Source organism: Leptospirales bacterium (genome assembly GCA_019694655.1).
Classification (GTDB): Bacteria; Spirochaetota; Leptospiria; order Leptospirales; family Leptonemataceae; genus SSF53.
The window spans coordinates 168,891-191,366 of the sequence record JAIBBN010000001.1 but is presented as its reverse complement, the minus strand read 5'-3'; the positions used below and the strand labels follow the sequence as shown (position 1 = coordinate 191,366).

Below are 22,476 nucleotides of genomic sequence, written 5' to 3'. Positions count from 1 at the left end.
GTTTTGTTCCTGGTATTCAAGATTTCTCGGCTGCAATGTCCGGCAAAACTTGCGGGCAACACAGCGACGGCTGTGGCAGATAGACGATCGAATGCTCAAAGGAGTTGGCCTGAAGCTGGGCCAGAGCCTGATCAACAGTGGCTGCGCTTTGCCAGCCCAGGGCGTCGGCGATTTCCGGCGGCGCGTCGCCTACCAGCGTTACGCGCGCGTTCAGTCGGCGGCCGCGGCTGCCCATGATCCAGAGCAGCATGGCGTGCCCGGGCGGCAAGGCGCCCTCCGTACGGTAGGCCTGTTGCGCCTCGCTGGAGTACTGCAATCTCTTTGGAGTCTGCAGCGCCGTCTCCCCGCTCAGCAGCAATTCCGGCAAGGCCTCTTCAAAGAATTCCTGATATCCAGGAAATGCGAAGCCGTCGAAGTCCAGTCGTCCGCTGTAGCACAGCAGCAGATCGCCGCCCGGGTGAAGCAGCGGCTGATCGCCATAAAAATTGGAACAGATCGCGGCCGCTGCGTAGTGCAGCAGCAGCGGATTCATGGCTCCCTGCAGATGAAAGGCGCTGATTGGCGGCGCAGCGCTGATCAGAATATCAGCGGGCCCCGCCGTCCGGATGCAGTACTGCTTTTGGTTGGTGCGCAGAATACGACGCCGCACCCTGATCGGATCGCCGGCAAAGACAGCTGCACACTGGCGCGCACCGCGCATGCGCGCCAGCAAGCGTCCCGTATAGTCCGAGCGCAAACGCGACAGACTGCGCTGCAGGGCATGGCTCTTGCGCCGATCGATCGCACTCCAGCGATCTTCGTTTCTTTGCAAGAAGTCCAGGCCCCCGCCAAAGGCGCGACTGTTGATCGCCGCCTCGATTTGAAAAATGCGCGGCCCGGCGCTACTGGCCAGCGGATCGACGCCCTGGCGATCCATCTCCAGGAGCAGCGCTGCGGAACGCATCGAACACAGGCCAAAGAGCCAGGACTTGCGCAGGTCATTTTGGGCGCCGGCATGCAGCGAAAGATAAATGATCAGATCGCTGCTGGCGGCCCGACGCGATACCTCAAGCTGAGGTCCCGGACCATCCGTCGGCAGCGCTTCTAGAAGAGACGCGTCCAGGCAGTCGTGACTGTAGAGCCGGTCTGGCGCAAAGCGCTCATAAATCGCCGCTCCGCACAGTCGGCGCATTTCTTTGGCGTTCATGCGACGATTGCAAGCAGTTGCGAATACAATATGAATGTCTTCCACCGCGGCGTGATCAGCAAAATCCAGCACACACTCCAGTGCGCTTTGCCTCCAATCAGGGCGCGGCAGCGCCGGCAGAACAGCGCCGGCGTCTTCCACGGCAATCGTCAGCTTCATACCGGGTCGCAACAGCTGCGGCAACGGCGCGCTTTGCTCGGGATGAAGGCAGGCGAAGCGCAGCGCGCCCGGCAAATCGCGCAGCTCGCGCATCGGTTCGCGCGGATAGATCATGCGCACCGCAGCCGGCAGTTGCAGATCCATCAGTCGCTCGCCGGAGAGCAGGCAACGCGAGGCGGCGCCCGGATCGCTGATCGCGACCTCCCGATCGTCCTCGCCGACGACGCCCGCTAACGCGGAATATGCTGGCTGTCTGCTCACAACAAATCCGATATTCTTCAAATAAACTGCAGCAGCGGCCAACCGCGTTCGCGGGCCGCCTCGGCCAGACCAGGCTGAGCATTCACTGCACTGGGAAACCCTACGGTCTCCAGCATTTGCCGATCTTGAAGCGAATCAGCAAAGGCGTAAGAACTCAGCAAGTCGATGCGCTGTTCGCGCGCAAAGCGAGCCACAGCTCGGGCCTTGTCCTCGCCCAAGAGCAGCGGCGGAACGATCTTGCCGGTTGCAAATCCGTTAGCATACTCCAGCTCATTGCAAATAGAGTGTTCAATGCCGAGACTCTCCGCCAGCGGCTGCACAATAAAATCCGGCGAGGCGGAAACCAGGACCTGCACCAGACCCATGCTTTGCGCCTTTGCAATTCTTCGACGCGCTTCCTCGTAGATATGAGGCAGAATCGCCTTTTGCACAGCATCGCTCCCCATCAAACGCAGACGCTCCAGCGGCATGCCTTTGTAGCTGGCATAGAACAGGCGGTAAAAAAGGGCGCGATTCAGTGCGCCGGCCGCGGCGTAGACTGGCGAAAGCAGCGCCGTCCGGGTCAGCCGGGCAACGCGTTCGCTGATGCGCGGCATACGCAAGGCAAAGTAGAGGTAGGCATAGATTACGCGCGAATCGACCAGCGTGTTGTCGATGTCGTAGAACACAGCAGCGCGAGATGTCTCGGCGGATACAGCCATAAGATTCACAATTCAGCGCAATTTGCCGGGGGTCAAGTCTGATGCGCCGCACTGCATGCGACATAGCCGGCAATCGCGCTCAGGCGCCTGACGCACTGTCACCAAATGAAGGCGCGTTGCCCTATTTCAGAGGATGGCGGCGCGCCTCCGCTGAAATAGAATTGACGGACGCAATTTAGTTTTGTATAAAACCAGATGAGCCAGCGGCCAGCGATCCTCTATCTGGCCAGCAAACTCCGCCAGGAGGCCTTTCGATTGCTGGAGCGCGAGCTGTCGCGGCGCGGCCTTCAAGATCTGGCGCCGGCTCATGGCGATTTGCTATTCGTATTGTTGCACAGCGGACCGCTAACGATGATGGAGCTGGCCCGTCGTACGCGTCGCGACAAATCGACGGTGTCAGCGCTGGTGGAGCAACTGGCGACGCGCGGTTTTGTTTTACGACGGCGCGACGCCGAGGATGGCAGGCGAGTGGTGGTTGATCTCGGAGCGCGAGCCCGAAAGGCCGCGCCGGAATTGATGCGAATCTCGGCGGCGATGAACCGACGCATGTTACAGGGATTCAGCGCGGCGGAGTTGACGCAACTTTCCGAGCTGCTACTACGCGCTTTGCGCAATCTGGAATCGGAATGAGTCAAAAAACGTAGTCGCCAAATGGACTTTAGTTTTGTATAAAACCAATAGAGAGGCGGGGTTATGAGAGCAGGAGAAACTCTGTACACGGAACGCAGCTTTACGCGGCAGGAAATTCTGAACTTTGCGGCGGCCAGCGGCGACACTGGCGAGCATCATGTACGCAGCGATGGCCCGCTGATTGCGCACGGATTGCTGGTCGCCAGTCTGCCCACCATGGCCGGCGGACAGATCAGCTTTCTGGCGCGCTCGATGCGATTTGAGTTCGTCAGCCCGGTTTACGAGGGCGACCATGTGGTTTGCGAGATCTGCATTGACGAAGCGGTAGAGCGGCGCAGCCACGAAAAACTAAAACTGAGCTTTGTCTGTCGCAATCAGCGCAATGAAGTGGTTATGCGCGGCGCCAGCGATGGAATTGTGCGCAAAGCGGAGGCCTCCGGTCCCGGCAAGAGTCTGCAAGCTTTGCGCCGCGCCGGGGAGATCGCAAATTAGCGCCGGTCCAAAGTCGGCTGCGCACGACAGGAGGTCGCGCCATTCACGAATCGAATACGCGCATCGGTTGAAACATTCGTGCGAATTCTCCGAGAAATTCGCCATTGCTGCAGTCAATGCAGTTCATTTTGAAAACCGTTTTGTTTATCCCCAGGCCCCAGGAACGGAGGTTGGAGGCGCGCTCTCGGGCGGGGATTGGGCGCTGGCGAAGGCAGATTGTCAGCGCTTTTTCCGGAAAGCCATGTAACCTGCGGCCAACGTCCAACATCCCAAGCATGAACGCGATGGCCAGGCTCCGGCAGGGTATCGCGCATTGCAAAGGGGAACCCATGAATCGAAGCATTGTCTTTGGCGCGCTGCTTTCGCTGATCCTTGGCGGATCGCTTGCAGCCTCGCCCGTTTTTGTCGCCGATGGCGCAGCAATCCGCGGCTATGATCCGGTGGCCTATTTCACCGTGGGTCGGCCAGTGCGCGGTCAGGCGCAATTCAGCTACCAGTGGAATGGCGCCAATTGGCGCTTCTCATCCCAGCAGAATCTCAATCTGTTCAAGGCCAATCCACAGCGCTATGCCCCGGCCTACGGCGGGTATTGCGCCTATGCCATGGGACATTACAACAAGCTGGTCGAAGTGGATCCAACGGCCTGGAAGATTGTCGGCGGCCGCCTTTTTCTGAACTACGACTCAGACGTACAGGAAGACTGGCTGGAAGATATGCAGAACTATATCCGCCAGGGCGACGCGAACTGGCAGGGTCACGTCAACGCCCATTGACCGGGCGGAGCGGCGCCGTACTGTCGGCGCCGCTTTTTTTGCTAGAGTTCTGCGACAGAGGCCGAGAAGTCCTCGATGCTTTGCCCGGCGCCTTCTTTGCGACTGACCACCGCGCCCTCCTCATCCAGCAGATAGATGATTGCGCTGTGTGTGAACTGGCCGTCGCCGTGTTTGCGAAATTGAAAGCCCAGAGCCGCCGCGAGCTCCTGCACTGAATCCGAAGTCCCGCCAAGCAAGGTCCACGACTCATCCAGATGCATTCTGGAGGCATAGTCGGCCAAAATTTCCGGCGTGTCTTGCCCGTCAAAGCTCAGTGCGACAAAGCGCACCTCGGCGCGCGCCGCTGGCGGCAGCGAATCCTGCACGCGCTTCATGTCGGCAATGATGCGCGGGCAGACCGAAGCGCAGCGCGTGTAAAAGAGCGCCATCACTGTTTTCTTGCCGCGCAGATCCTGCCAGGCAATGGTCCGTCCACGCTGGTCTTTGAATTGCAAGTTGAGATCATACAGTGAGCCGTCGGAGGAAGCGCTTGCGGGCAAGGAGGCATGATCATGCTCGCCTTTACAGAGTGTGAGCATCGACAGGAGCGCGACGGCAAGTAGCGCGGCGCTTGTGTAGAGTGAGCTGCGGTATTTCATTCGATCACCTCGCTTGTAAATGAGAAGTTGCAACACATCGAAAGCCAAGATTGCCGGCGGTTGAGGCGGCGCGCAGGCTCGATCGCATGGCAAAGCGCATGTAGGCGGCGTAGTCTTCCCGGTTGCTGGCGTTGCCAGCGCTTGCGCCGCAAAATTGATTCTGCTCGTTTTCGCCGCGGCTGTCGCGCTGTACGGCCGCCTGCGTAAAGTCATCGGTCCACTCCCAGACGCCGCCATGCATATCATAGAGGCCGTAGGTATTTCGGTACACGCTGCCCACGGGCAGCAAACGGTTGGGCGATCCGTACCAGGCCAGGATCCGCTCGGTGAGCGCCGCACGGCCCTCGCCACGGCGTGCCGCGTCCGGCGCCGCTGCGGCCAGTTCCCATTGTGCTATAGTTGGCAGCCGTTTGGCCTGCGCCTGACAGTAGGCTCTGGCCGCAAACCAGGAAACATTGACCACCGGCAACTGCGCCTGCGGCGGCGACATGCGCCCGCCAATCCAGTGGCGCAGGTAGCCCGCATCAGCTTTGATCCGCGGCGGCTGGCCGGGTCCCCACTGTGGATAGCGAGCGACGAAGTCCGCAAAGCGCTGGTTGGTTACGGCATAAAGATCCATTCGAAAGGGGGCCACGCTTTCTGGCGCCTCCTCAGAGGGCGCCAGAAAGGATCGGTAACGGCCGCCAGGCAGGGGCGCCGTTGGATCAAGGGACTGCGGCGTAGCCAGGGCCGGCGTTGCGCCGATCGCCAGCAATGCGCTGACCAGGAGCAGCCAGCTCGTTAGCCTTTGTGGTGCAAACGCCTGAGCCCTGCGCGCCGCAGGAGAATCAAACATCCTCATTGCCCTCTACGCCCCAACTTGCAGTCAACGCAATCCGCGCACCTGCTCCGGCGAAACTGCGCCCCCCGTGTTGCCCCAGCTGTTGCGCACGTAGCTCAGAACATTGGCAATTTCCTCGTCCGAAAGCGACTGCGCCGGCATCACCGAGTTGTAAGTCTTGCCATTGACAGTCACCGGACCATCCAGACCGCGCAGTACGACGCGAATGGCGCGCTGCGTGTCGGCCATCAAGTAGTCCGACTTTGCCAGCGGCGGAAAGGCGCCGGGGACGCCCTGCCCGTTCAACTGATGGCAGGCGGCGCAGGTCTGGTTGAAGGTATTGCGGCCTGCGGCAATGCGCTCCGCCAGGGTATGCGCCGTCGGGCGCGAAGCGCCGGCATCCGCAGGGACGCTCTGCACCGCTCCGCCCTCCGGCAAATACACCGTATCCGATTGTTTGCCGGAATAGATCATGTGATTTTCCGCGCCCTCGACCTTCAACATGCCAAGCGCGCCCTTGTTGAAAGTGCGGAAGATGGAGTGGTCTACCAGCAAGAAGGTGCCAGGGACATCGACCTTGAATTCAACTATGCTCGACCCGCCGGCCGGCACCAACGTCGTCTGCACATTGCGCTGATTCTCCTCAGTCCCTCCCTCCTGGTGGACGACGTCAAAGATCTCGCCAATCACGTGAAAGGAACTGACCAGGTTCGGTCCGCCGTTGCCAACAAACAGCCGCACTGTTTCGCCAACCTTGGCCTGGATGGCGTTGTCGCCGGCCAGAGCGCCAACGGAACCATTGAAAACCACATACTCCGGCTGCTCGCGTATCGCTTTCTCCATGTCAAAGGGTTGCAAACCCGGCCGGCCAAAGCGATCGCGTGTATAGAATTCGCTTTGTACTACATAGTATTCTCGATCGACCTCCGGCAGACCGCCCGAGGGTTCCACCAGAATCAAACCGTACATGCCGTTGGCGATATGCATGCCTACAGGCGCCGTAGCGCAGTGATAGATGTACAATCCTGGATTGATTACCTGAAACGAGAAAGTGGAGGTGTGGCCCGGCGCAGTGAAGGACGAAGCGGCGCCGCCGCCAGGACCGGTGACCGCATGGAGGTCGATATTGTGCGGCATCTTGGAACTGGGATGGTTGCTGAGATGGAACTCCACCTCGTCGCCCTCGCGAACCCTGATGAAAGGACCCGGCACATGGCCGCCGAAGGTCCAGAAGGTATAGTCCACGCCATCGGCCAGGCGGGCCGTCACTTCCCTGGTCTCGAGGTTCACAATAACCCGGGCCGGTCCTCGATTGACCGGAGGCGGAACCTGCGGGGCAAAAGTCATCTGCGCCTCGATAGTCGGTTTGCTACATTGCAGCGAAAACGCCGCAAGGAACAGAACCAGTCCGGCGGCAGCAAGTGCAGCAACGCCCGAATTCCCGGCAAATTTACAATTCAAGATCTGGCTCATAGAAGCCTCCTCTTGCCCCCTCTTCGCACAATCCCGGTGGAAGGGCATTGATCTGGATCAAACTGGGAGGGAAAAAAAGCAATTCTTTAAGCTTCACTTGATCCGGATCAAAGCAAATCGAAAGCAAAGCGGATAAGATGGCCCCACCGGGGGTTATCATGTCAACGTTTAAGAAATTGGTACTTTTGCTCGCCTTGCTGCTGGCTGCATTGAATTCGCTGGCCGCCGAAGGCGAAACGACGCCGGCGGATCCCGGCGAAATGGAACGAATGCGAGCATTGCTCAAGGCCTGGGAGGCCATTCGCGTGGATGGTATGGTCCGAGTTCGTCCGGAATGGAAATACAATTTCAATTTTGATCGATCGGATCTCAGCTGTAGCGGGACCCTTTGCCGCGCCCGCGACGACAACCAGGAGTTTACCGGCATGCGCAGCGAGCTTGGCGTTGCCGCCAAACTGGGCGAATCCAGCGCAGCGCGCATCCGTCTCCAGGATTCTCGGGTCTGGGGCGCCGAACGCGGTTCCGATACGGGACTGGCCACAGCGAACGACGACACGCGGCAATCCGTCGACGTACGCGAGGCCTGGCTGGAGACCACCGGGCTTTGGGGCGGCCTCGATGTACGCGGCGGAAGATTGATTCTGGCCTTTGGCGACCAGCGTTTGATTGGTCCGTTGGACTGGACTAACGTCGGCCGCAGCTTTGATGGAATTCGCGCCAACCTGCATGGCGATGCCTGGTCCTCGCAGTGGTTTGTCGCACAACTCGCCGAACAGGATTCAGATAGCGCCGGCAATTCGACGGCGGTGGGCGCCCAGAACGGAGACCTGGACGACGCCAGACTATTTGGAATCTACAATACATTCAAGCCCATTGAGTGGCTTCAGATTGAGCCCTACTATATTGGAGCGCGCTTCAGCCCTGTGCAACGCAGCGCGCCGGTAGCCGACGCGACAGCGATCCAGAGTCGCGGCGGCGTGGCCATCATCAACACCGAGGATCGGAGCCGCGAAGCCGAGCAGCTGCATACGCTGGGCGCGCGCTTCACCAATCGCACTGTCGACGGCGGCAAGAGCGCTGCCGGTCCTCTGGACTGGACGCTGGAATATGCCTGGCAAACCGGGCGCAGCGGACGCTATGTGGGCGCAGCCTGGGATCAGGCGCAGCTCATTGCCCCCCTGCCGACGGATCTTTTCACCAGCGCCGCCAATCCTTGCCGCGTTTATGCCACGGTAACTCAGCCTGACGGGTCTTCGCTGAGCGGTTGCCGCGTCTACGTTGAGCGCCAGCGCATCGATGCATTTGCCGCAGCAGCCAGCATCGGCTACCGCGTGCTTGAGTCGCTGCGCCTGGGCGGCGAGGCTCTGGTTGGAAGCGGCGACGGCAATCGCAACGACGCAACGGTTGCTACATTCAACAATCTATTCCCCACCAACCATGGTAAATTTGGCGAAGCAGATCTGGTGAGCTGGCAGAACATGAAAGCCTGGTCGATCAATCTGGAATGGCGCCTGGGCGACGCCGGCAAGTTGCGCATCGCTTACTGGTCGGCGGACAAATACAGAGCGCAGGACGCCTGGTACAAAGTTACAGGAGGAGGACAGAGCGGGGCTACACAGGCCAGCACCGAATCGGCCTCCAATGCACGTTTCGCTTCGGCCTACAATACGGATTTGAGCGCCGCAGCCCTTGGCGTCGGCCATTTGCGCAAACACCTGTTCCGCGAATATGATCTTGTCTACGAGGTCAAAGCGCTGGCCATCGAATGGCGCGCCGGATACAGCTATATCCTCGGCGGCGATGCCGTCGGCGCGCTCAAGGACGACCTGCTGATTCGCCAGGAGCTATACAGTCGCCGGGTGGTCAGCGATCTGAGCGATGGACGCATTGATCGACCGGCAGAATTTCTGGCCCTGCAGCAGCCGCAATCGCGGCGCACTGCGCACTTTGCCTACCTGATGGCAACCGCTCGGTTTTGAATCATCGCGGCGCAGTCTTACTGCGCCGCTGCCAATTCCACTGCAAATTTTTCAGACTTCTTGATCTGGATCAAGGATGATCCTGCGGCCATCAAAAGAGCGGGCCAGCTCTCTCAATAGCTTCTATGTCTCTTTAAGCCAGCAAACAATTAAAGCTTGCCTGATTCAAGCGGCTCCGGCCCAGACTTGGACGTTGCGCAGAATGTGCAACGGGAGGGGCGATGCTATCCAAATCGCAAGCCCGCGCCTTTTTTCTCATCGGCACTGCGCTCTTCAGTGCGCTGTTCCTTGGTTTGACGGTAGACTCTTTGCGTCAAACTGGCGAGCGCACGAGAGGTCAGAATCTGAGCGAGGAAGTGAAGCGCGGCAAGGCCATCTGGGACCAGAACAATTGTATGGGTTGTCATACAATTCTTGGAGAAGGCGCTTACTACGCGCCGGATCTTACCACGAGCTATCGCAAACGCGGACCGGAATGGCTGCGCGTATTCTTGCAGGATCCCGAGGCAATGTTTCCGGGAGAGCGCAAGATGGTTCAATACCACTTTTCCGAACAACAGATCGGCGACGTCATCGCTTTCTTGAAGTGGATTGGCGAAGTCGATACCAACGGCTGGCCGCCCGAGCCCGATATCGCCGCCGCTAACTCGCAGCCGGTCATCGCGCGCACTGCCGTCGACCTCAGCAAGGCGCCTGAAAAGTTTGGACAGCTCTGTACTGCTTGCCATTCGCTGGGCGGCCAGGGCGGAAACGTCGGGCCAGCGCTGGATGGCGTAGGCGCCCGTCGCGATCTCGCCTATCTGGATCGCTGGCTATCCGATCCGCAGTCGGTGAAGCCGGGTACAGCAATGCCAAAATTGCCGTTGAGCGACGCCGAACGCGCCGCACTGGTCGCCTTCCTGGCGACGCTGAAATAAGAGGACTGTTCCATGAAATACAAATCGCAAAGAATCGCGTATCTGTTTTTCGCAACGGTGGCGCTGCTGTTGACGCTGCAGATCATCTACGGCTTCATCATGGGCTTTGCGCGCATTGGCTATGACGGACTTCACCAGTGGATTCCCTTCAATGCAGCGCGCGCTACACATACCAACCTGCTGGTGGTCTGGCTGTTGACCGGCTTCATGGGCGCCGCTTATTTTATTATCCCCGATGAAGCGCAGCGCGAATTACTGTGGCCTAAGATAGCTGTACTGCAGTGGGCCAGCTGGGTGGTGGTTGGCGTGATCGCCCTGATCGGTTTTCATTTGAACTGGTGGGAAGGACGCAAGTTTCTGGAGATCCCGCGACCGCTCGACTACCTGGTGGTGGTTAACGTATTGACCTTTCTGGCTAACGTCGGGCTCACATTGTGGAAGGGTAAGCGACTGACGACCACTTCGCTGGTCTTCTTCTTTGGCCTCTTCTGCGCAGCATTGCTCTATCTGCCGGGGATGATCTACTTCGACAATCAGACGCTCGACTCCTACTTTCGCTGGTGGGTGGTGCATCTCTGGGTAGAGGGCGTCTGGGAGCTGATCATGGGCGGCATACTGTCCTACTTGCTGATCAAGCTGACCGGCATTGACCGCGAGGTGGTAGAGAAGTGGCTCTACGTAGTCATTGGACTCACATTTCTATCGGGTATTCTCGGCACCGGACACCACTACTACTGGATCGGTACGCCGCGCTACTGGCTGATGGTGGGCGGAATCTTCTCGGCGCTGGAGCCGCTGGCTTTCCTGGGCATGGCAATCTGGGCGATCAACATGTACCGCAAGAAGGGACGCGAACACCCCAACAAGATCGCCATCTTCTGGACGCTTGGCTGTGCGGTGATGTCCTTTCTGGGCGCCGGATTTCTGGGATTTGCCCATACCTGGCCGCAGGTCAACCGCTGGACGCACGGCACGCTGATCACGGCCATGCATGGCCACCTGGCTTTCTGGGGCGCCTATGCAATGCTGGTACTGGCAGTCATTTCCTATGCAACTCCCTTGCTGACTGGACGGAAGCTGTGGGATACAATGGCTGGCTACATCGCCTTCTGGTGTGCAAACCTTGGCATGCTTGGGATGACTGGCGCTTTGGCTGTCGCCGGCATCGCCCAGGTATATCTGGAACGAAAGATGGGCATGGACTTCCTGGCGGTGCAAAAGGAAATTTCCATTCACTTTGTGGGCATGCTCGCCGGGGCCAGTCTCTTCACCGTTGGAATTGCGATTTACATTGTCCAATTCCTGCGACACGGACTGCCAAAAATGGAGGCGATGATGCCGGAGGATGCGTCGGATGAGGCTGTTGCCGCTGGCCGCTAATGGCTGATGCAAGCGGGGTGCAAATCCCCTACTACCGGGCGGTGGGGCGCGAATGCGAGCTCTTTGAGCACGCCTTCCGCAATCAGCTGGCATTGCTGCTGAAGGGCCCCACCGGCTCGGGCAAGTCGCGATACGTGGAACATATGGCGGCGCGCCTGGCGCGTCCGCTGATTACTGTCGCCTGCCACGACGAGACCTCGGCCGTAGACCTGCTTGGCCGCTACCTCATTCAAGGCGCCGAAACAATCTGGCAGGACGGCCCGCTGACGCGAGCGCTGCGCGAGGGAGCGATCATTTACCTCGACGAAATTGCCGAAGCGCGACCCGATGTAATTGTCGCCATTCACTCGCTCACCGATCATCGACGCGCGCTCTACCTGGATCGACGTAATGAAAGCCTGCCAGCGCCCGCAGAGTTCATGCTGGTGGCTTCCTTCAATCCCGGTTACCAGCGCGGTATCAAAGAACTGAAACCGTCCACCCGGCAGCGCTTTGTCGCCTGGAGCTTTGATTATCCGCCGGCCGAGGTAGAGATTGAAATTCTCTGCGGAGAGACCGGCGTATCGGCGCCGCGCGCCACGGCGCTGGTCAAGATGGCGGCAAAGATTCGAGCACAATCAGAACTGGGACTTTCGGAGACGGCCTCGACGCGTTTGCTGGCCGACGCCGCCCGGCTGATGAACTCCGGACTTCCGGAACGGATGTCCTGCAGGGCGGCCATTGCCGAGGCGCTGACCGACGATAGCGATACCTTACAGGCCCTTGGCGATCTGGCGGCGCTCTACTTTTAGAGTGCGATCCGAGAACGCTTATGGAGCTTGATCAGCTCGTCTTTCGCTGGATCTGGCGCGGACTGCGCCGCCTGCGCACGCCGCGCCCCCTGTGGCCTGCCGCCGAACCGGGCGATCAGCTGCCGCGTCTGCAAAGCTTTGCTCTGCTGCTTGCTGGCCGCGGCATTCAGCTGGAACGCGCTTCAGACGGTATTGGCGGCCGCGCTGGCGACCGCTTCTATCTGCCCTTCGGTCAGTGCATCTCCGGCGCCTTGCAAGAAAATCTGGACTTCTTTCGTTTACGCATCTTGCTGATGGCCAGTCAGCCCTTGCAGCGCGTCGACGCCCCGCGCCTTCATCGTCTGGCGCTGCGCCGCGCTCTGCGAGAATTTCCGCAGGCGCGCGATCTCTATGCAAGAGTAAAGCAAATGATCCGTCGCGAAGAGTCTCTGGATCGCAGGCGTCCGCCGCACGCCTGGCGGCCCTTGAGGCAAATGCTATGCGGCCGCTATTTGGAGATCAGCGAGAGCGCGACGGCAGGCCCCGGCGCGGCGATTCAATCTCAAAGAGCGGCCGAAGAAGAGCATAGCCCTGTCGCCGCATTGCCGGAAAATGCCCGCTGGCTCACGCCGGACCAGAAGGCCATCGAGGATTACACTCTGGGTCACAATTTTGAAAAGATTGAAACCCTCGACGATTTTGACGGCCGCTGGCGCGATCTGGATGGAGAAGATGAGCAGGCCCAGCACAGCGAAGCGCTGCAGGAATTGCAACTGGCCTGGCGCATCCGATCTACGGAACAGGCCCAGAGCATTCGTGCGCTGGAACAAGGCGGCGCCGGCGGCGGAGAAATATCCGGTGAACAGAGTACCTCACCGGCAGTTTTCTACGATGAATGGGATTTCAGAAAGCGCAGCTACCGCCCGCGGCACTGTCGACTGTATCAGCGGCAGCTGAGCGAGGTTCGACCGGGTTATGCAGCGCAGGTTCTTCAGGAGCGATCCGCCGCCTTTCGTCGTCTGGAGCGTAAATTCGCCGCTGTATTTCAGGAGTTGCAGTTGCTCCATAGGCAGTTGAGCGGGGACGACCCGGACCTTGACGCCCTCTGCGAACGCTTCTGCGATCTTGCTGCGGGCCGCAGTCCGGAGGAACGACTCTACCTCAGTCGAAGGCGTCGGCGCAAGGACCTGTCCATACTCTTTTTGCTCGACCTGAGCATGTCCGCCGATGCCTGGCTGATGGACCGGCGCGTTCTCGACGTGGAGCGCGAAGCCCTGATCCTCTTTGGCGAGGCGCTTGCCCTGCACGGCTGCGAGTTTGCCGCCGCCGCCTTCTACTCCCGTACGCGCAACGACTGCGAATACTTACGCATCAAAGAGCGCACGGAAGGCTGGCAGACAGTACGCGACCGGCTGGGTCGCCTGCAGCCGGAGGGTTACACGCGCGTGGGACCGGCGCTGCGTCATGCAACAGCGCAACTGCGCACAACGCCGGCCGCACAGCGCTGGCTGATGCTGATCACCGATGGTCGCCCGAACGACTACGATCGTTATGAAGGCCGCTACGGCAATCTGGACGTACGCCAGGCAATCCGCGAAGCGCAGGCCGCCGGCATCCATGTCCAGGTCTTTGCCGTCGACTGGCGCCGGCGCGCAGCTTTTCAGGAAATGCTTGGACAGGGCGCCTGCCAGATCCTGCACGATCCGGATCAGTTGCCGGAGGCTCTTGGCGATTTCTATCTCAGACTGCTTCGCAGCTGAAGCTCCCGCTTCGATTGACAGAGCGGCAGGATACATTTTCAACAGGCCCGGTGACTCCTGATTTTCGCGACAGTCTGCAGCCGGAGGATCGGGCAGCGCTGCAGGAAATCTCGCGACCGCTCAACTTTGAGCCAGGCGAGAGCGTGTTTGGCGAGGGCGATCGCTACCGCGGCTTCTTTCTGGTAGAACGCGGGGCCTGCAAGGTCTTTCGCGTCAATTCCTCGGGCAAGCAGGCGGTGCTCAGCTTCTTTACTGCGGGCCATTGCATTGCCGTCCTGCCTCTCTTTCGAAACATCGAAAGCTATCCGGCAGCCTGCAGCTCCATCCAGCATTCCGATTTGCGGCTTTACCCGGTCGATTCCATGCGCATCCTGCTGCGCGACAGGCCGCTCTTGCAAGGGGCTTTGCAGGATTCGATGCTGGAGATTGCCCGTTTTTTTCGAGACAAAAGCAGCATGCTCATGCTGCAGTCGGCAGAGGAACGCGTACTTGGATTCCTGCAAGAACTGGGGGCCGGCGATTCTCCCATTTTGCTCGATATCCCCAAAGGGCAGGTTGCACTCTACTTAGGAATCACCCCGGAGGCCTTCAGTCGTGCACTGGCGTCGTTGAAGGATCGCGGCGCGTTGAGCGAGGAGAACGGGCGATTGCGCATCGGCCAGCTTTGAGCGCTACGGCGTTTTTGCTTGCCGCATGCCAGGAATCGCTTCAGCCTGACGACTCCATGTTGCCCCGCCCGCTGCCTGCCGCATCCAGTGCGCGCGAAAAGCTGATCTATGCTGCCGAAGAATGCCTGCTACGCCAGGGCCACGCCGCCACTTCGGTGAAGGATATTGCCCGTGCAGCGGGAGTGAACCACGGACTGGTTCACCACTACTTTGGATCAAAAGAGCAGTTGTACGTAGAGTTGTTGCGCTCCTACGATCAGGTGGAGCGCCGTCGTCTGGAACAACCGCTGTGTGCCGAAGAAATAGTCGAACTGACCAGCGAGAAATTTTTCAACGATTCGCGAATCATGATCGAGATCCATGCTATGGCGCATGTAATGCCGGAGCTGGCGCGTGAAATGAATGAGCTCTTGCAACACCGCATTCGCATGCTGCGCGAACTGTATGGCGCCGATAGCATCAGCGCCCACCTGACGATCGCAGCCTTTGCTGGAATGGCGCTGCTTTCCGACACTTTGAAGGAGCTGCCGCTGCGCGACATGGTCCGGCAATTCTTACGCTGGAGTCAGATTGCGCAGAAGTCCGGTCCGGGCGAGGCAGCAGCCCGGCGAGAATCACAGCTGGCCGGCGCCGGGCGAAGTGCAGAGCGCAGCCTTCCGGCGGCGCGCAAGCGAACAACGCGCGGACGTCGCCACGCGGCTCGCTAGTCGGCTTTCGCAATCGTCAGCAGGAGCTAGACGCCCTCTCGTTTCAGCTCGCGCGACATCAGATCGATGGTCACCTGCCGCGCGTCCTTATCCTCATACAGCAGCTTGTAGATCTGCTCCGTAATTGCCATTTCCACTTTCATTTTCTGCGACAACTGGTAGGCGGATTGCGCGGTATAGACGCCTTCAACCACCTGATTCATCTCGTCGAGGGCTTCTTTCAGTTTCTTGCCCTGACCCAGCATCAGCCCTACCGTCCGATTACGCGATAGCGCGCCAGTGCAGGTCAAGACCAGGTCGCCAAGTCCGGCCAGACCCAGGAAAGTCAGCGGATCGGCGCCCTTGGCAATTCCCAGCCGCGTGATCTCCGCCAGGCCGCGCGTAATCAACGCCGCCCGCGTATTGTTGCCAAAGCCCAGACCATCGGAAACGCCGGCGGCGATGGCAATTACGTTCTTCAACGAGCCGCCAACCTCGACGCCTGTCACATCAGGCGTCCAGTAGGTGCGAAAGAAGTTGGTATAGAAGATCTGCTGAACCTTCTGTGCGACGACCTCGCTGCGAGCGGCAATGCTCACCACCGTTGGCACTTTCTGGATCATTTCTTTGGCGAAACTGGGTCCGGATATATAGCTGAGCATTCCATGGTATTTTCCTGGCAGCTCCTCCTCCAGGATCTCCGATACCAGGCGCAAGCTGCCTTCTTCAATGCCCTTGGCAGCGGAAACGATTGGAATGTTGACCGGCAAGAGCGCGCCGTAATCGCGAATCACAGCGCTGATCTGCTGCGCTGGAACGGCCAGGACCACCAGCTCGGCGTCATGCAAAATGGCTTCAATGTCGGTTGCGGCGCGCAGTCTCTCGGGCAAGGGCAGGTCCGGAAAATAGCGCTTGTTGCGGTGCTCGTTGTTGATCGCTTCGGCCAGCTCCGCCTGACGAGTCCACAGGTTTACGTTGAAGTCCTTGTTAGCAAGGATCGAGGCCAGCGCGGTTCCAAAGGTTCCCGAGCCCAGTACAGCACACTTCATGAATTTCTCCGCCGGGCGATCGCCCGGGGGCCACACAGAGCGCTTCAAGGGCGGCGGGGCAAACACTTTACTCGGGGCGAGGGCAATTTCAGACTGGCGAGCCAACTGGAAGGGCAACCCCGTGCGCTGGCTGAGCGATCTTTCTGAATTTGCCAATCCCCTTGCCAGCCGCATGTACAAGCTGGTGGTATCGCTGCCGGCCCTGAATCCGATCTTGCAAAAATACGTCGCCCAGCCCTCGCGCACCATCGAGTCGCTCTCCGTCGGATCTTCCGATGGAACGGTGGTTTTTCGCGGCATCTACCTTCCGCGCGAGGATCATACCCTGGCCTCGCTGGGCTACAAGCGCGTTGGCTTTCTGGCCGAGACGCAGCCGCTCTCCAACGAAGGCAGCCTGGTGCGATTGGCAATTCGGAAGTTTCGATTGCTGGATCCCTCCGAGGCGACCGTGGACCTGATGCGCCTGGCCTCAAAGTTTGTTCCCGCTATTCAGCGACGATTTGCACAGTCGCTGGCGCGCACAGCGCCAGCCGTTTTTTCCGCTCCCTCCGACGACGGCGATACGATTGCCATGAACATGGACTACTTCCTGGAACGCGTGCCAGGCTACACTTCGATGCTGGGAGAACTGCGCCTGATGCGGGTGTTCGTGCGTACGGATGAACGCGTTGTATTTTTCGTACAAACCAATCTGATTCTTCGACAGCTTGCCGAATTTTTTGGCCCGCAATTCATTTCCATCGAGGAGCTGGAAGACCGCGATCACATCGAGGCGCTGTGGCAGGATGCCGCGCCTTGAGGCTGACCTTTCAGTTTAAAGAATTCATTTAGCGATAATTCACTGGACGCCGGCGCCTGCGTTTTTCGCGATGGCCGTGACATGGGCCTGCGGCTCTTTGCCACACTGCGCGCACGACAGGTCGCCTCGCTTGCGGCGCTGCTGGCCTTTTGTCTGCAGTATCCGGTCCCCTCGCTGCACCGCTGCCCCGTTCTCAATCCCGGACAGATCTCCGATGCAAAGCTCAGCGACGCACAGCGACGCTACATACAGACTTTGCCTGCCTGCCACCAGGCCGCCGCCATTGCCAATCTGATAGAGCAGGCGCAAAGCGCCGACCCTGGTTCGCGCCACAACAGCCGCCATGCGAACGACGCGCCCCATCAGCACGATACCTGTCCCATCTGTCAGAGTTTTCTTCATCTGGCGCTCACGCTTGCGCCGCTGATTCAGCCTCTGGCTGTGCAGCTACAGACGCTCTACGCATTTTCGCAATCGCCGCACACCGAACTGGTCTGCGCTGAGTCCTGTTTCCTTCCTCCGTCGCGAGCGCCTCCGATCGCCTGAGGCGATCGCAAAGGGCGGCCTGGCCGCCGATTCTGAGAGCAAACCTGGATTGCACCGGGTCCCTGCGTACTCTGATTTGCGAGCGCCTCCCCCAGGCCGAGATGCGGCCGTTTTTTACTGGAGGAACTATAACAATGTATCGATCTATATTATTGCAATCTCGCCGGGCATTGCTTTTCGCCCTGGCAGCGCTGAGTTCTCTGCCTGCGCTTGCTTGCCAGCAAACGGAGAATGGAGATGCCGAAATGCTGGGCATGCTGGCCATTGCCGCCCTGCTTCCGCAGTCGCTGTCTTTCCAGGTCATCGATGCCAATGCCGTCGAGTTTCAATGCGGGGCCATTACCGCAAAAAATACTAACGCCGGGGCCGGCGTTGCTGTAAGCTACGCCGTTCAAGATCTACGCTTCTTTGTTTCTAATCTGCGCTTCCTCGATGCCGCTGGCGTCGAAACGCCGGCGACGATTGTATCGGACGGCGTATTTCAAGACCAGCAGTACGGAGTCGCACTGCTGGACTTTGAAGACGCTACGGCGGGCTGCGTAGGCGACAGTCGAACCAATCGATCGGTGCGCTATACGGCGCCATCGGGCGCCTATACTGGCGTAGCATTCAATGTGGGAGTTCCGGAAGCCAGCAATCACATCGACCGGGACGGCGCCGATACGCGATCGCCGCTAAACATTACGGCAATGAACTGGGCCTGGACCAGCGGCTACAAGTTTGCCAAGATCGAACTTCGCGACGGCGGATCCAATCTAACCAATTTCCACCTGGGCAGCACCGGGTGTGCAGGGACCCCTCCCTCCGGCGTTACCTGCAGCGCCGCCAATCGGCCTGAGGTTCGTATCTCGGATAGTTCAGGATTCAACCCTGCGCAGCGGCGGGTAGTGCTCGATTTGAATGAGTTATTGCGCGGTTTCCCGCAGAATCCTGGAGCTCTAACCTGTATGCCGCGTCAGGGCGGCGCGGTCTGCGACACCTTGCTCGACACCCTTGGCGTTAACGGCGCCACCGGCGCATCCAATTCGGCTTCTGTAGAAGCCTTTCGCGTGAGTCAATAGCATGGCCGCTTGCCATAGCATTTGCCGTCGCACCTTCGTCGTCGCCCTCTACCTGAGGGCTGCGGCGCTGGCCGCCTTGTGCGCTTTGCTGCACAGCTGCCTGATATGGGAAGCGGTCTTTCCGAAATCGGAGGACGACCTCAATGCCGAATTACTTGGCCTGGCGCTGCTTGCCAGCGCCTGCAGGCCTTATACGCCAGGGCTGCCGCCGAATACGCCCATTCCGCCGCAGCCCGCGGAAAACTGCACCACGCCGGAGCGGGCCGAGTTGGGCCGTCACTTGTTTTATGACCGACGACTGTCCGGCGACGAATCGATGTCCTGCGCCAGCTGTCATCAGCAAGGCCTTGGATTCACCACCCGGGCCGCGCGACCCAATGGCATTGCCCACGACGCCTTCCCGACGGGCGAGACGCATCCCCGAAACTCACAAAGCCTGGCCAACGTTGCCTACTTCTCGCGCCTGACCTGGGCCAATCCAGCCTTTGTGACTCTGGAAGCACAGGCGGCCGCGCCGCTCTTTGGCGCATCCGGACCCAGCACGATTGTTGAACTTGGTCTAAGCAATGAAGGCTACTTAGACAAGCTGCGCAATGATCCGCGTTATCTGGAGTTGTTTCGGCGCGCCTATGGCAGCGCGGATATCAGCGAGTCACGGATTCGCCGCAGTCTGGCGGCTTTCGAGAGAACAATGTTGAGCTTCAATTCCTCCTACGATCGCTTCTTGCGCGGCGAGACGGGCGCGATCAATGCATCGGCGATACGCGGCGCAAATCTATTTCATGGAGAGACTGCCGAGTGTTTCCATTGCCATGGCGGATTTACCTTCAGCGACTCTGTAAACCATCCTGGCTTGCCGTCGCCGGAGCTTTTCTATCACAACAATGGATTGTATCTTGCCGCCGACTATGCTGCGCGGCCAATGCGCGAACGCGGCTTGATCGATGCAACCGGACAGGCCGGAGACGAAGGTAGGTTCCGAGCGCCATCGCTACGCAATGTAGGAATGACCTTCCCTTATATGCACGATGGCAGCGTCGCCTGCAATCCGGCCCTGGCGGGAGACGCCGACGCTTGCGCGCGCGATGCGCTACAACTGGTTCTGAATCACTACATGAACGGCGGGAAACGCGATGGAATGGGGCAGCCGCATCCAGCGGTAGATCAAACGTTAATCCGACCCTTCGGGCTCACAGCGCAAGAGCAAGCAGACCTGATTGAATTTTTAATGAGTCTGAACGATTCGAGTTTCTTAAACAACCCGGCCTTCAGCAATCCCCAACCGGCCGACTCGCACTTTGGGATATGAACATGAAACGACTGTTTTCCATTTTCTGCGCATCGCTGATAGGCGCCTGCCTGTTTGGCGCCGAGGGCGATGCCACAGCGGAACAAAAAGCTCAGCTGCAGGCCCTTGCAACGCTGCTGGGCGCCAGCTCCAGCATCCAGCTTCAATTGCGCTCTGCCGACGGCGGACTTGATACGATTCAGGACTTCACCGAAAACACCTTCAACATTCACCTGACTGCAATGCAGGTTCACTTTTATCGAGCAGAAATTGGCCTGGCGCCGCTTGCCCTGAACGGCCGGACCGGCGAGCGATCGTGGCTGGACCGGCTTGGCGGCATTCTCGGACGGCGCAGTTTGCAGGCGCACGGCGAAGCAGGCAGCGCTGGCGGCGGAGCATCAAATTTGTTGACTGATATCAACTACTCTCTCGACGCCCTTTCGCCAGCGGCCTCCGGAAGCGAGCTGGATCTTGGCGGCCATCCTTACAATCGAGGCGGTCCGCTGGAGATATTCGGGGCCTTTGCCGTCGCCAATGCAGTGCGTCTGCATGGCGATCGCCTGGTTGCCGCCGGTACAATCAACGGCGCGGCCTTCGCCGTCGTCGCCAACGAGAACTTTGACTGGAACGCCGCGCTGGCCTGCCCGGCGAAAATGAGCCCGGCGCGCGATGCACAGGCAAAGCTGCTCTTTAATTATTCGCATCTTTTCGAGGGCGTAGCGGCCGCAACGCAAGATGCGGTTCAAGACGCCATACATGACAACCTCGCCAGCAGCGACGTACTGTCGGAAACGGAGTGCTTCCATCTATGAGCACAATACCGAAGGCGCCATTGATAGCGAAAGGCCTCGGGGCCATGCTGCTGCTGGCCGCAGCCATGAATCCGTTGCAGGCCCATCACGGCGGCAGCGGCGGCGGCAGTGCGGCGCCGGGTCTGCTGCCGCGCAACCAGGTTGCCTATTCCTTGCAGGTGCGGATGGGAGAACAGGGCGACCGCGATCGATGGCTGAACAGTCTGGCCGGCGAACTGGCCTTCGGTCAGGCCTTCTCCTTCTACGGGGCCGCAAGCTACCACTACCTGTCGCAGAAGAATCGCAGCGACGCCGGACGGCTGGGTCGCGTAGAGATCGGCCTAAAAGCGATGCCGCTGGAATCTGGTCCGTGGCAGTGGACGCTGCAAGCAGCCTACCTGCCGGCGACAGGCCCGACGCGTTCGCGCTTTGTGGACGAAGATTATCAGGAGGGACGAATCGGAACAGGGCTGGGTTACAATGCATCGCCCTTCTTCGGCGACCTGAGCGTTAGCGGCGCCTTTCCACTTTCGCGATTGCCCGAGCAGGCGCCGCCGCCGCAGGATCCGGTGCAGTCCATTGCCTACGAACCGCCTCCCGCCCGTCAGACTCACGAATTGAAAAAGAGTACAGCCTGGCGGCTGCGCGTTGGCGGCTTCCTGAGCGAACAGATCTACGCCTCAGCAGCTTTCAACTATCGATTGCCCTATGCCGGCGTTCTCAAAGAACGGGATGCGCAAGGCGAAGCGCCTTCGATCTATCGATCGCTTGATTTCGGTCTGGGCTATGAAGTCGAACACCGTCTTCAGCTGGAGCTTGGTTACGAGCATCCGCTTTACCAGAAGCGCAGTCGTCCGTCCTGGGAAGTCCCGCTGCTTTACTTTGGCCGCGGCGTCGGTCCGGAAAATCCGCGCGCGCAGCGACTCTACGCCGGCGCCTGGCGCTTTGCATTTGTCTTGCATCTCTGGGACGCCGATCCCGAAAACCAGGATCTTGATGAGGACCAGTGGCTGCAAAATGAGCCAGCGCAAGGGGCCGAGCAGTAGATGAATGCGATAGGGCTAAGGCGATGGCGGTGAAAAGCAAGGGAGTTGTTGCGGCGCTGCTGGCAATCGGCGCAGTCCTTGCGTCAGGCCTGCTGCTGCGTGTCGATAGCACCGCCAGCGGCGAGCCGGGCGCTCTGGAAACGGCGCTCATGCGTCGCCTTCGTCGCTGGCTGACGCCCGAGCAGTTGATCCGGACGCCAAATCCGGCTGCTAACGATGCGGCGACTCTACGGCGCGCGCGGTTGCACTACGCGGATCATTGCGCCTTCTGCCACGGCGCCGACGGCGCAGGCGGACAATTTCACTTTTATCCGCCTGCGCCGGATTTGCGCCAGGGCACACAGCAGCTGAGCGACGGCGAAATCTACTTTGCGATTGCCAGCGGCATTCGCTTTTCAGGCATGCCAGCCTTTGGCGATGGCAGCGCCAACGATCTGGAAAGCTGGGAGCTGGTGCGTCTTATTCGCGCTTTGCCGCAGCTAAGTCCGCAAGAGCTGCAGGAAATCGCTGAACGATCGCCACAGGGCGTACGTTTGCTGCGCGAGCGGCGCGAAGAGGAGGAATTTCTTCATGCACCGTAGAACATTGCATCTGTACTGCGCC

General features: G+C 59.7%; 23 protein-coding genes. 17 read left to right on the top strand and 6 right to left on the bottom strand.

All coding sequences use genetic code 11. The features are described from left to right. Window positions 1-16: 16 nt before the first annotated feature. Window positions 17-1,606, bottom strand: a complete 1,590-nt coding sequence (locus K1X75_00970) for a nickel-dependent lactate racemase (protein ID MBX7056604.1) — start codon at window positions 1,604-1,606, stop codon at window positions 17-19. 17 nt (window positions 1,607-1,623) lie between these two features. Beyond that, on the bottom strand, window positions 1,624-2,316 hold the full coding sequence (locus tag K1X75_00965) for an HAD-IB family hydrolase (protein MBX7056603.1): 693 nt from the start codon (window positions 2,314-2,316) through the stop codon (window positions 1,624-1,626). Between the two features lie 186 nt (window positions 2,317-2,502). On the opposite strand from K1X75_00965, the gene K1X75_00960 reads away from it, so the two are divergent. From K1X75_00960 to K1X75_00950, 3 genes are all read left to right on the top strand, one after another. Further along, window positions 2,503-2,937 carry a MarR family transcriptional regulator gene (locus K1X75_00960; GenBank protein MBX7056602.1) on the top strand — a complete coding sequence of 145 codons (435 nt, stop codon included), beginning with the start codon at window positions 2,503-2,505 and terminating at the stop codon, window positions 2,935-2,937. Window positions 2,938-3,000: 63 nt separating this feature from the next. Continuing rightward, window positions 3,001-3,429 (top strand): hypothetical protein, encoded by a 429-nt coding sequence (locus tag K1X75_00955; GenBank protein ID MBX7056601.1) that lies wholly within the window; start codon window positions 3,001-3,003, stop codon window positions 3,427-3,429. Between the two features lie 329 nt (window positions 3,430-3,758). Further along, complete coding sequence (locus K1X75_00950) at window positions 3,759-4,202, top strand: YHS domain-containing protein (protein MBX7056600.1); 444 nt, start codon at window positions 3,759-3,761, stop codon at window positions 4,200-4,202. A 41-nt stretch (window positions 4,203-4,243) separates the two neighbouring features. Here the strand turns inward: K1X75_00950 and K1X75_00945 are convergent, their stop codons facing one another. The 3 genes from K1X75_00945 to nirK are packed head-to-tail and all read right to left on the bottom strand — an operon-like array spanning window position 4,244 to window position 7,133. Further along, complete coding sequence (locus K1X75_00945) at window positions 4,244-4,840, bottom strand: SCO family protein (protein ID MBX7056599.1); 597 nt, start codon at window positions 4,838-4,840, stop codon at window positions 4,244-4,246. 4 nt (window positions 4,841-4,844) lie between these two features. Next, window positions 4,845-5,675 (bottom strand): formylglycine-generating enzyme family protein, encoded by an 831-nt coding sequence (locus K1X75_00940; GenBank protein MBX7056598.1) that lies wholly within the window; start codon window positions 5,673-5,675, stop codon window positions 4,845-4,847. Window positions 5,676-5,705: 30 nt separating this feature from the next. Then, window positions 5,706-7,133, bottom strand: coding sequence for a nitrite reductase, copper-containing (gene nirK / locus K1X75_00935; GenBank protein ID MBX7056597.1), 1,428 nt, complete (start codon window positions 7,131-7,133; stop codon window positions 5,706-5,708). 158 nt (window positions 7,134-7,291) lie between these two features. Between nirK and K1X75_00930 the strand changes: the two genes are divergently transcribed. The 7 genes from K1X75_00930 (at window position 7,292) to K1X75_00900 (ending at window position 15,314) form a co-directional block, all read left to right on the top strand. After that, a complete protein-coding gene (locus K1X75_00930; protein ID MBX7056596.1) occupies window positions 7,292-9,112 on the top strand; it encodes an alginate export family protein in 1,821 nt (606 codons plus the stop codon). Between the two features lie 221 nt (window positions 9,113-9,333). Continuing rightward, on the top strand, window positions 9,334-10,029 hold the full coding sequence (locus K1X75_00925; GenBank protein MBX7056595.1) for a c-type cytochrome: 696 nt from the start codon (window positions 9,334-9,336) through the stop codon (window positions 10,027-10,029). 12 nt (window positions 10,030-10,041) lie between these two features. After that, on the top strand, window positions 10,042-11,409 hold the full coding sequence (locus K1X75_00920; protein ID MBX7056594.1) for a cbb3-type cytochrome c oxidase subunit I: 1,368 nt from the start codon (window positions 10,042-10,044) through the stop codon (window positions 11,407-11,409). After that, window positions 11,409-12,200 (top strand): CbbQ/NirQ/NorQ/GpvN family protein, encoded by a 792-nt coding sequence (locus tag K1X75_00915; GenBank protein ID MBX7056593.1) that lies wholly within the window; start codon window positions 11,409-11,411, stop codon window positions 12,198-12,200. Before K1X75_00920 ends, K1X75_00915 begins: the two co-directional genes overlap by 1 nt. Before the next feature lie 20 nt (window positions 12,201-12,220). Continuing rightward, on the top strand, window positions 12,221-13,939 hold the full coding sequence (locus tag K1X75_00910) for a VWA domain-containing protein (GenBank protein ID MBX7056592.1): 1,719 nt from the start codon (window positions 12,221-12,223) through the stop codon (window positions 13,937-13,939). 50 nt (window positions 13,940-13,989) lie between these two features. Then, on the top strand, window positions 13,990-14,607 hold the full coding sequence (locus K1X75_00905) for a Crp/Fnr family transcriptional regulator (protein MBX7056591.1): 618 nt from the start codon (window positions 13,990-13,992) through the stop codon (window positions 14,605-14,607). Window positions 14,608-14,663: 56 nt separating this feature from the next. Then, entirely contained in the window at window positions 14,664-15,314 is a 651-nt protein-coding gene (locus K1X75_00900) for a TetR/AcrR family transcriptional regulator (protein MBX7056590.1), read from the top strand. Between the two features lie 26 nt (window positions 15,315-15,340). On the opposite strand, the gene K1X75_00895 is transcribed toward K1X75_00900, so the two are convergent. After that, entirely contained in the window at window positions 15,341-16,342 is a 1,002-nt protein-coding gene (locus K1X75_00895) for an NAD(P)-dependent glycerol-3-phosphate dehydrogenase (GenBank protein ID MBX7056589.1), read from the bottom strand. A gap of 121 nt (window positions 16,343-16,463) precedes the next feature. Here K1X75_00895 and K1X75_00890 point away from each other — a divergent pair, with 121 nt between their 5' ends. The 7 genes from K1X75_00890 to K1X75_00860 all read left to right on the top strand — a co-directional run bounded on the left by K1X75_00890 (window position 16,464) and on the right by K1X75_00860 (window position 22,454). After that, a complete protein-coding gene (locus K1X75_00890) occupies window positions 16,464-17,141 on the top strand; it encodes a hypothetical protein (GenBank protein MBX7056588.1) in 678 nt (225 codons plus the stop codon). Between the two features lie 81 nt (window positions 17,142-17,222). Beyond that, a complete protein-coding gene (locus K1X75_00885) occupies window positions 17,223-17,687 on the top strand; it encodes a hypothetical protein (protein ID MBX7056587.1) in 465 nt (154 codons plus the stop codon). A 134-nt stretch (window positions 17,688-17,821) separates the two neighbouring features. Further along, complete coding sequence (locus K1X75_00880; protein ID MBX7056586.1) at window positions 17,822-18,748, top strand: metallo-mystery pair system four-Cys motif protein; 927 nt, start codon at window positions 17,822-17,824, stop codon at window positions 18,746-18,748. A 1-nt stretch (window position 18,749) separates the two neighbouring features. Further along, on the top strand, window positions 18,750-20,057 hold the full coding sequence (locus tag K1X75_00875; protein ID MBX7056585.1) for a di-heme enzyme: 1,308 nt from the start codon (window positions 18,750-18,752) through the stop codon (window positions 20,055-20,057). Window positions 20,058-20,059: 2 nt separating this feature from the next. Then, entirely contained in the window at window positions 20,060-20,848 is a 789-nt protein-coding gene (locus K1X75_00870) for a hypothetical protein (GenBank protein ID MBX7056584.1), read from the top strand. Then, window positions 20,845-21,873 (top strand): hypothetical protein, encoded by a 1,029-nt coding sequence (locus tag K1X75_00865; GenBank protein MBX7056583.1) that lies wholly within the window; start codon window positions 20,845-20,847, stop codon window positions 21,871-21,873. Before K1X75_00870 ends, K1X75_00865 begins: the two co-directional genes overlap by 4 nt. A gap of 23 nt (window positions 21,874-21,896) precedes the next feature. Next, a complete protein-coding gene (locus K1X75_00860; protein ID MBX7056582.1) occupies window positions 21,897-22,454 on the top strand; it encodes a c-type cytochrome in 558 nt (185 codons plus the stop codon). Window positions 22,455-22,476 lie beyond the last annotated feature (22 nt).

Coding starts and splice junctions, on each gene's coding strand:
- K1X75_00955 (MBX7056601.1), top strand. CDS start 3,001: ATGAGAGCAGGAGAAACTCTGTACACGGAACGCAGCTTTACGCGGCAG.
- nirK (MBX7056597.1), bottom strand. CDS start 7,133: ATGAGCCAGATCTTGAATTGTAAATTTGCCGGGAATTCGGGCGTTGCT.
- K1X75_00900 (MBX7056590.1), top strand. CDS start 14,664: ATGTTGCCCCGCCCGCTGCCTGCCGCATCCAGTGCGCGCGAAAAGCTG.
- K1X75_00865 (MBX7056583.1), top strand. CDS start 20,845: ATGAGCACAATACCGAAGGCGCCATTGATAGCGAAAGGCCTCGGGGCC.
- K1X75_00875 (MBX7056585.1), top strand. CDS start 18,750: ATGGCCGCTTGCCATAGCATTTGCCGTCGCACCTTCGTCGTCGCCCTC.
- K1X75_00885 (MBX7056587.1), top strand. CDS start 17,223: ATGGGCCTGCGGCTCTTTGCCACACTGCGCGCACGACAGGTCGCCTCG.
- K1X75_00940 (MBX7056598.1), bottom strand. CDS start 5,675: ATGTTTGATTCTCCTGCGGCGCGCAGGGCTCAGGCGTTTGCACCACAA.
- K1X75_00945 (MBX7056599.1), bottom strand. CDS start 4,840: ATGAAATACCGCAGCTCACTCTACACAAGCGCCGCGCTACTTGCCGTC.
- K1X75_00925 (MBX7056595.1), top strand. CDS start 9,334: ATGCTATCCAAATCGCAAGCCCGCGCCTTTTTTCTCATCGGCACTGCG.
- K1X75_00930 (MBX7056596.1), top strand. CDS start 7,292: ATGTCAACGTTTAAGAAATTGGTACTTTTGCTCGCCTTGCTGCTGGCT.
- K1X75_00895 (MBX7056589.1), bottom strand. CDS start 16,342: ATGAAGTGTGCTGTACTGGGCTCGGGAACCTTTGGAACCGCGCTGGCC.
- K1X75_00910 (MBX7056592.1), top strand. CDS start 12,221: ATGGAGCTTGATCAGCTCGTCTTTCGCTGGATCTGGCGCGGACTGCGC.
- K1X75_00860 (MBX7056582.1), top strand. CDS start 21,897: ATGGCGGTGAAAAGCAAGGGAGTTGTTGCGGCGCTGCTGGCAATCGGC.
- K1X75_00915 (MBX7056593.1), top strand. CDS start 11,409: ATGGCTGATGCAAGCGGGGTGCAAATCCCCTACTACCGGGCGGTGGGG.
- K1X75_00950 (MBX7056600.1), top strand. CDS start 3,759: ATGAATCGAAGCATTGTCTTTGGCGCGCTGCTTTCGCTGATCCTTGGC.
- K1X75_00870 (MBX7056584.1), top strand. CDS start 20,060: ATGAAACGACTGTTTTCCATTTTCTGCGCATCGCTGATAGGCGCCTGC.
- K1X75_00920 (MBX7056594.1), top strand. CDS start 10,042: ATGAAATACAAATCGCAAAGAATCGCGTATCTGTTTTTCGCAACGGTG.
- K1X75_00880 (MBX7056586.1), top strand. CDS start 17,822: ATGTATCGATCTATATTATTGCAATCTCGCCGGGCATTGCTTTTCGCC.
- K1X75_00960 (MBX7056602.1), top strand. CDS start 2,503: ATGAGCCAGCGGCCAGCGATCCTCTATCTGGCCAGCAAACTCCGCCAG.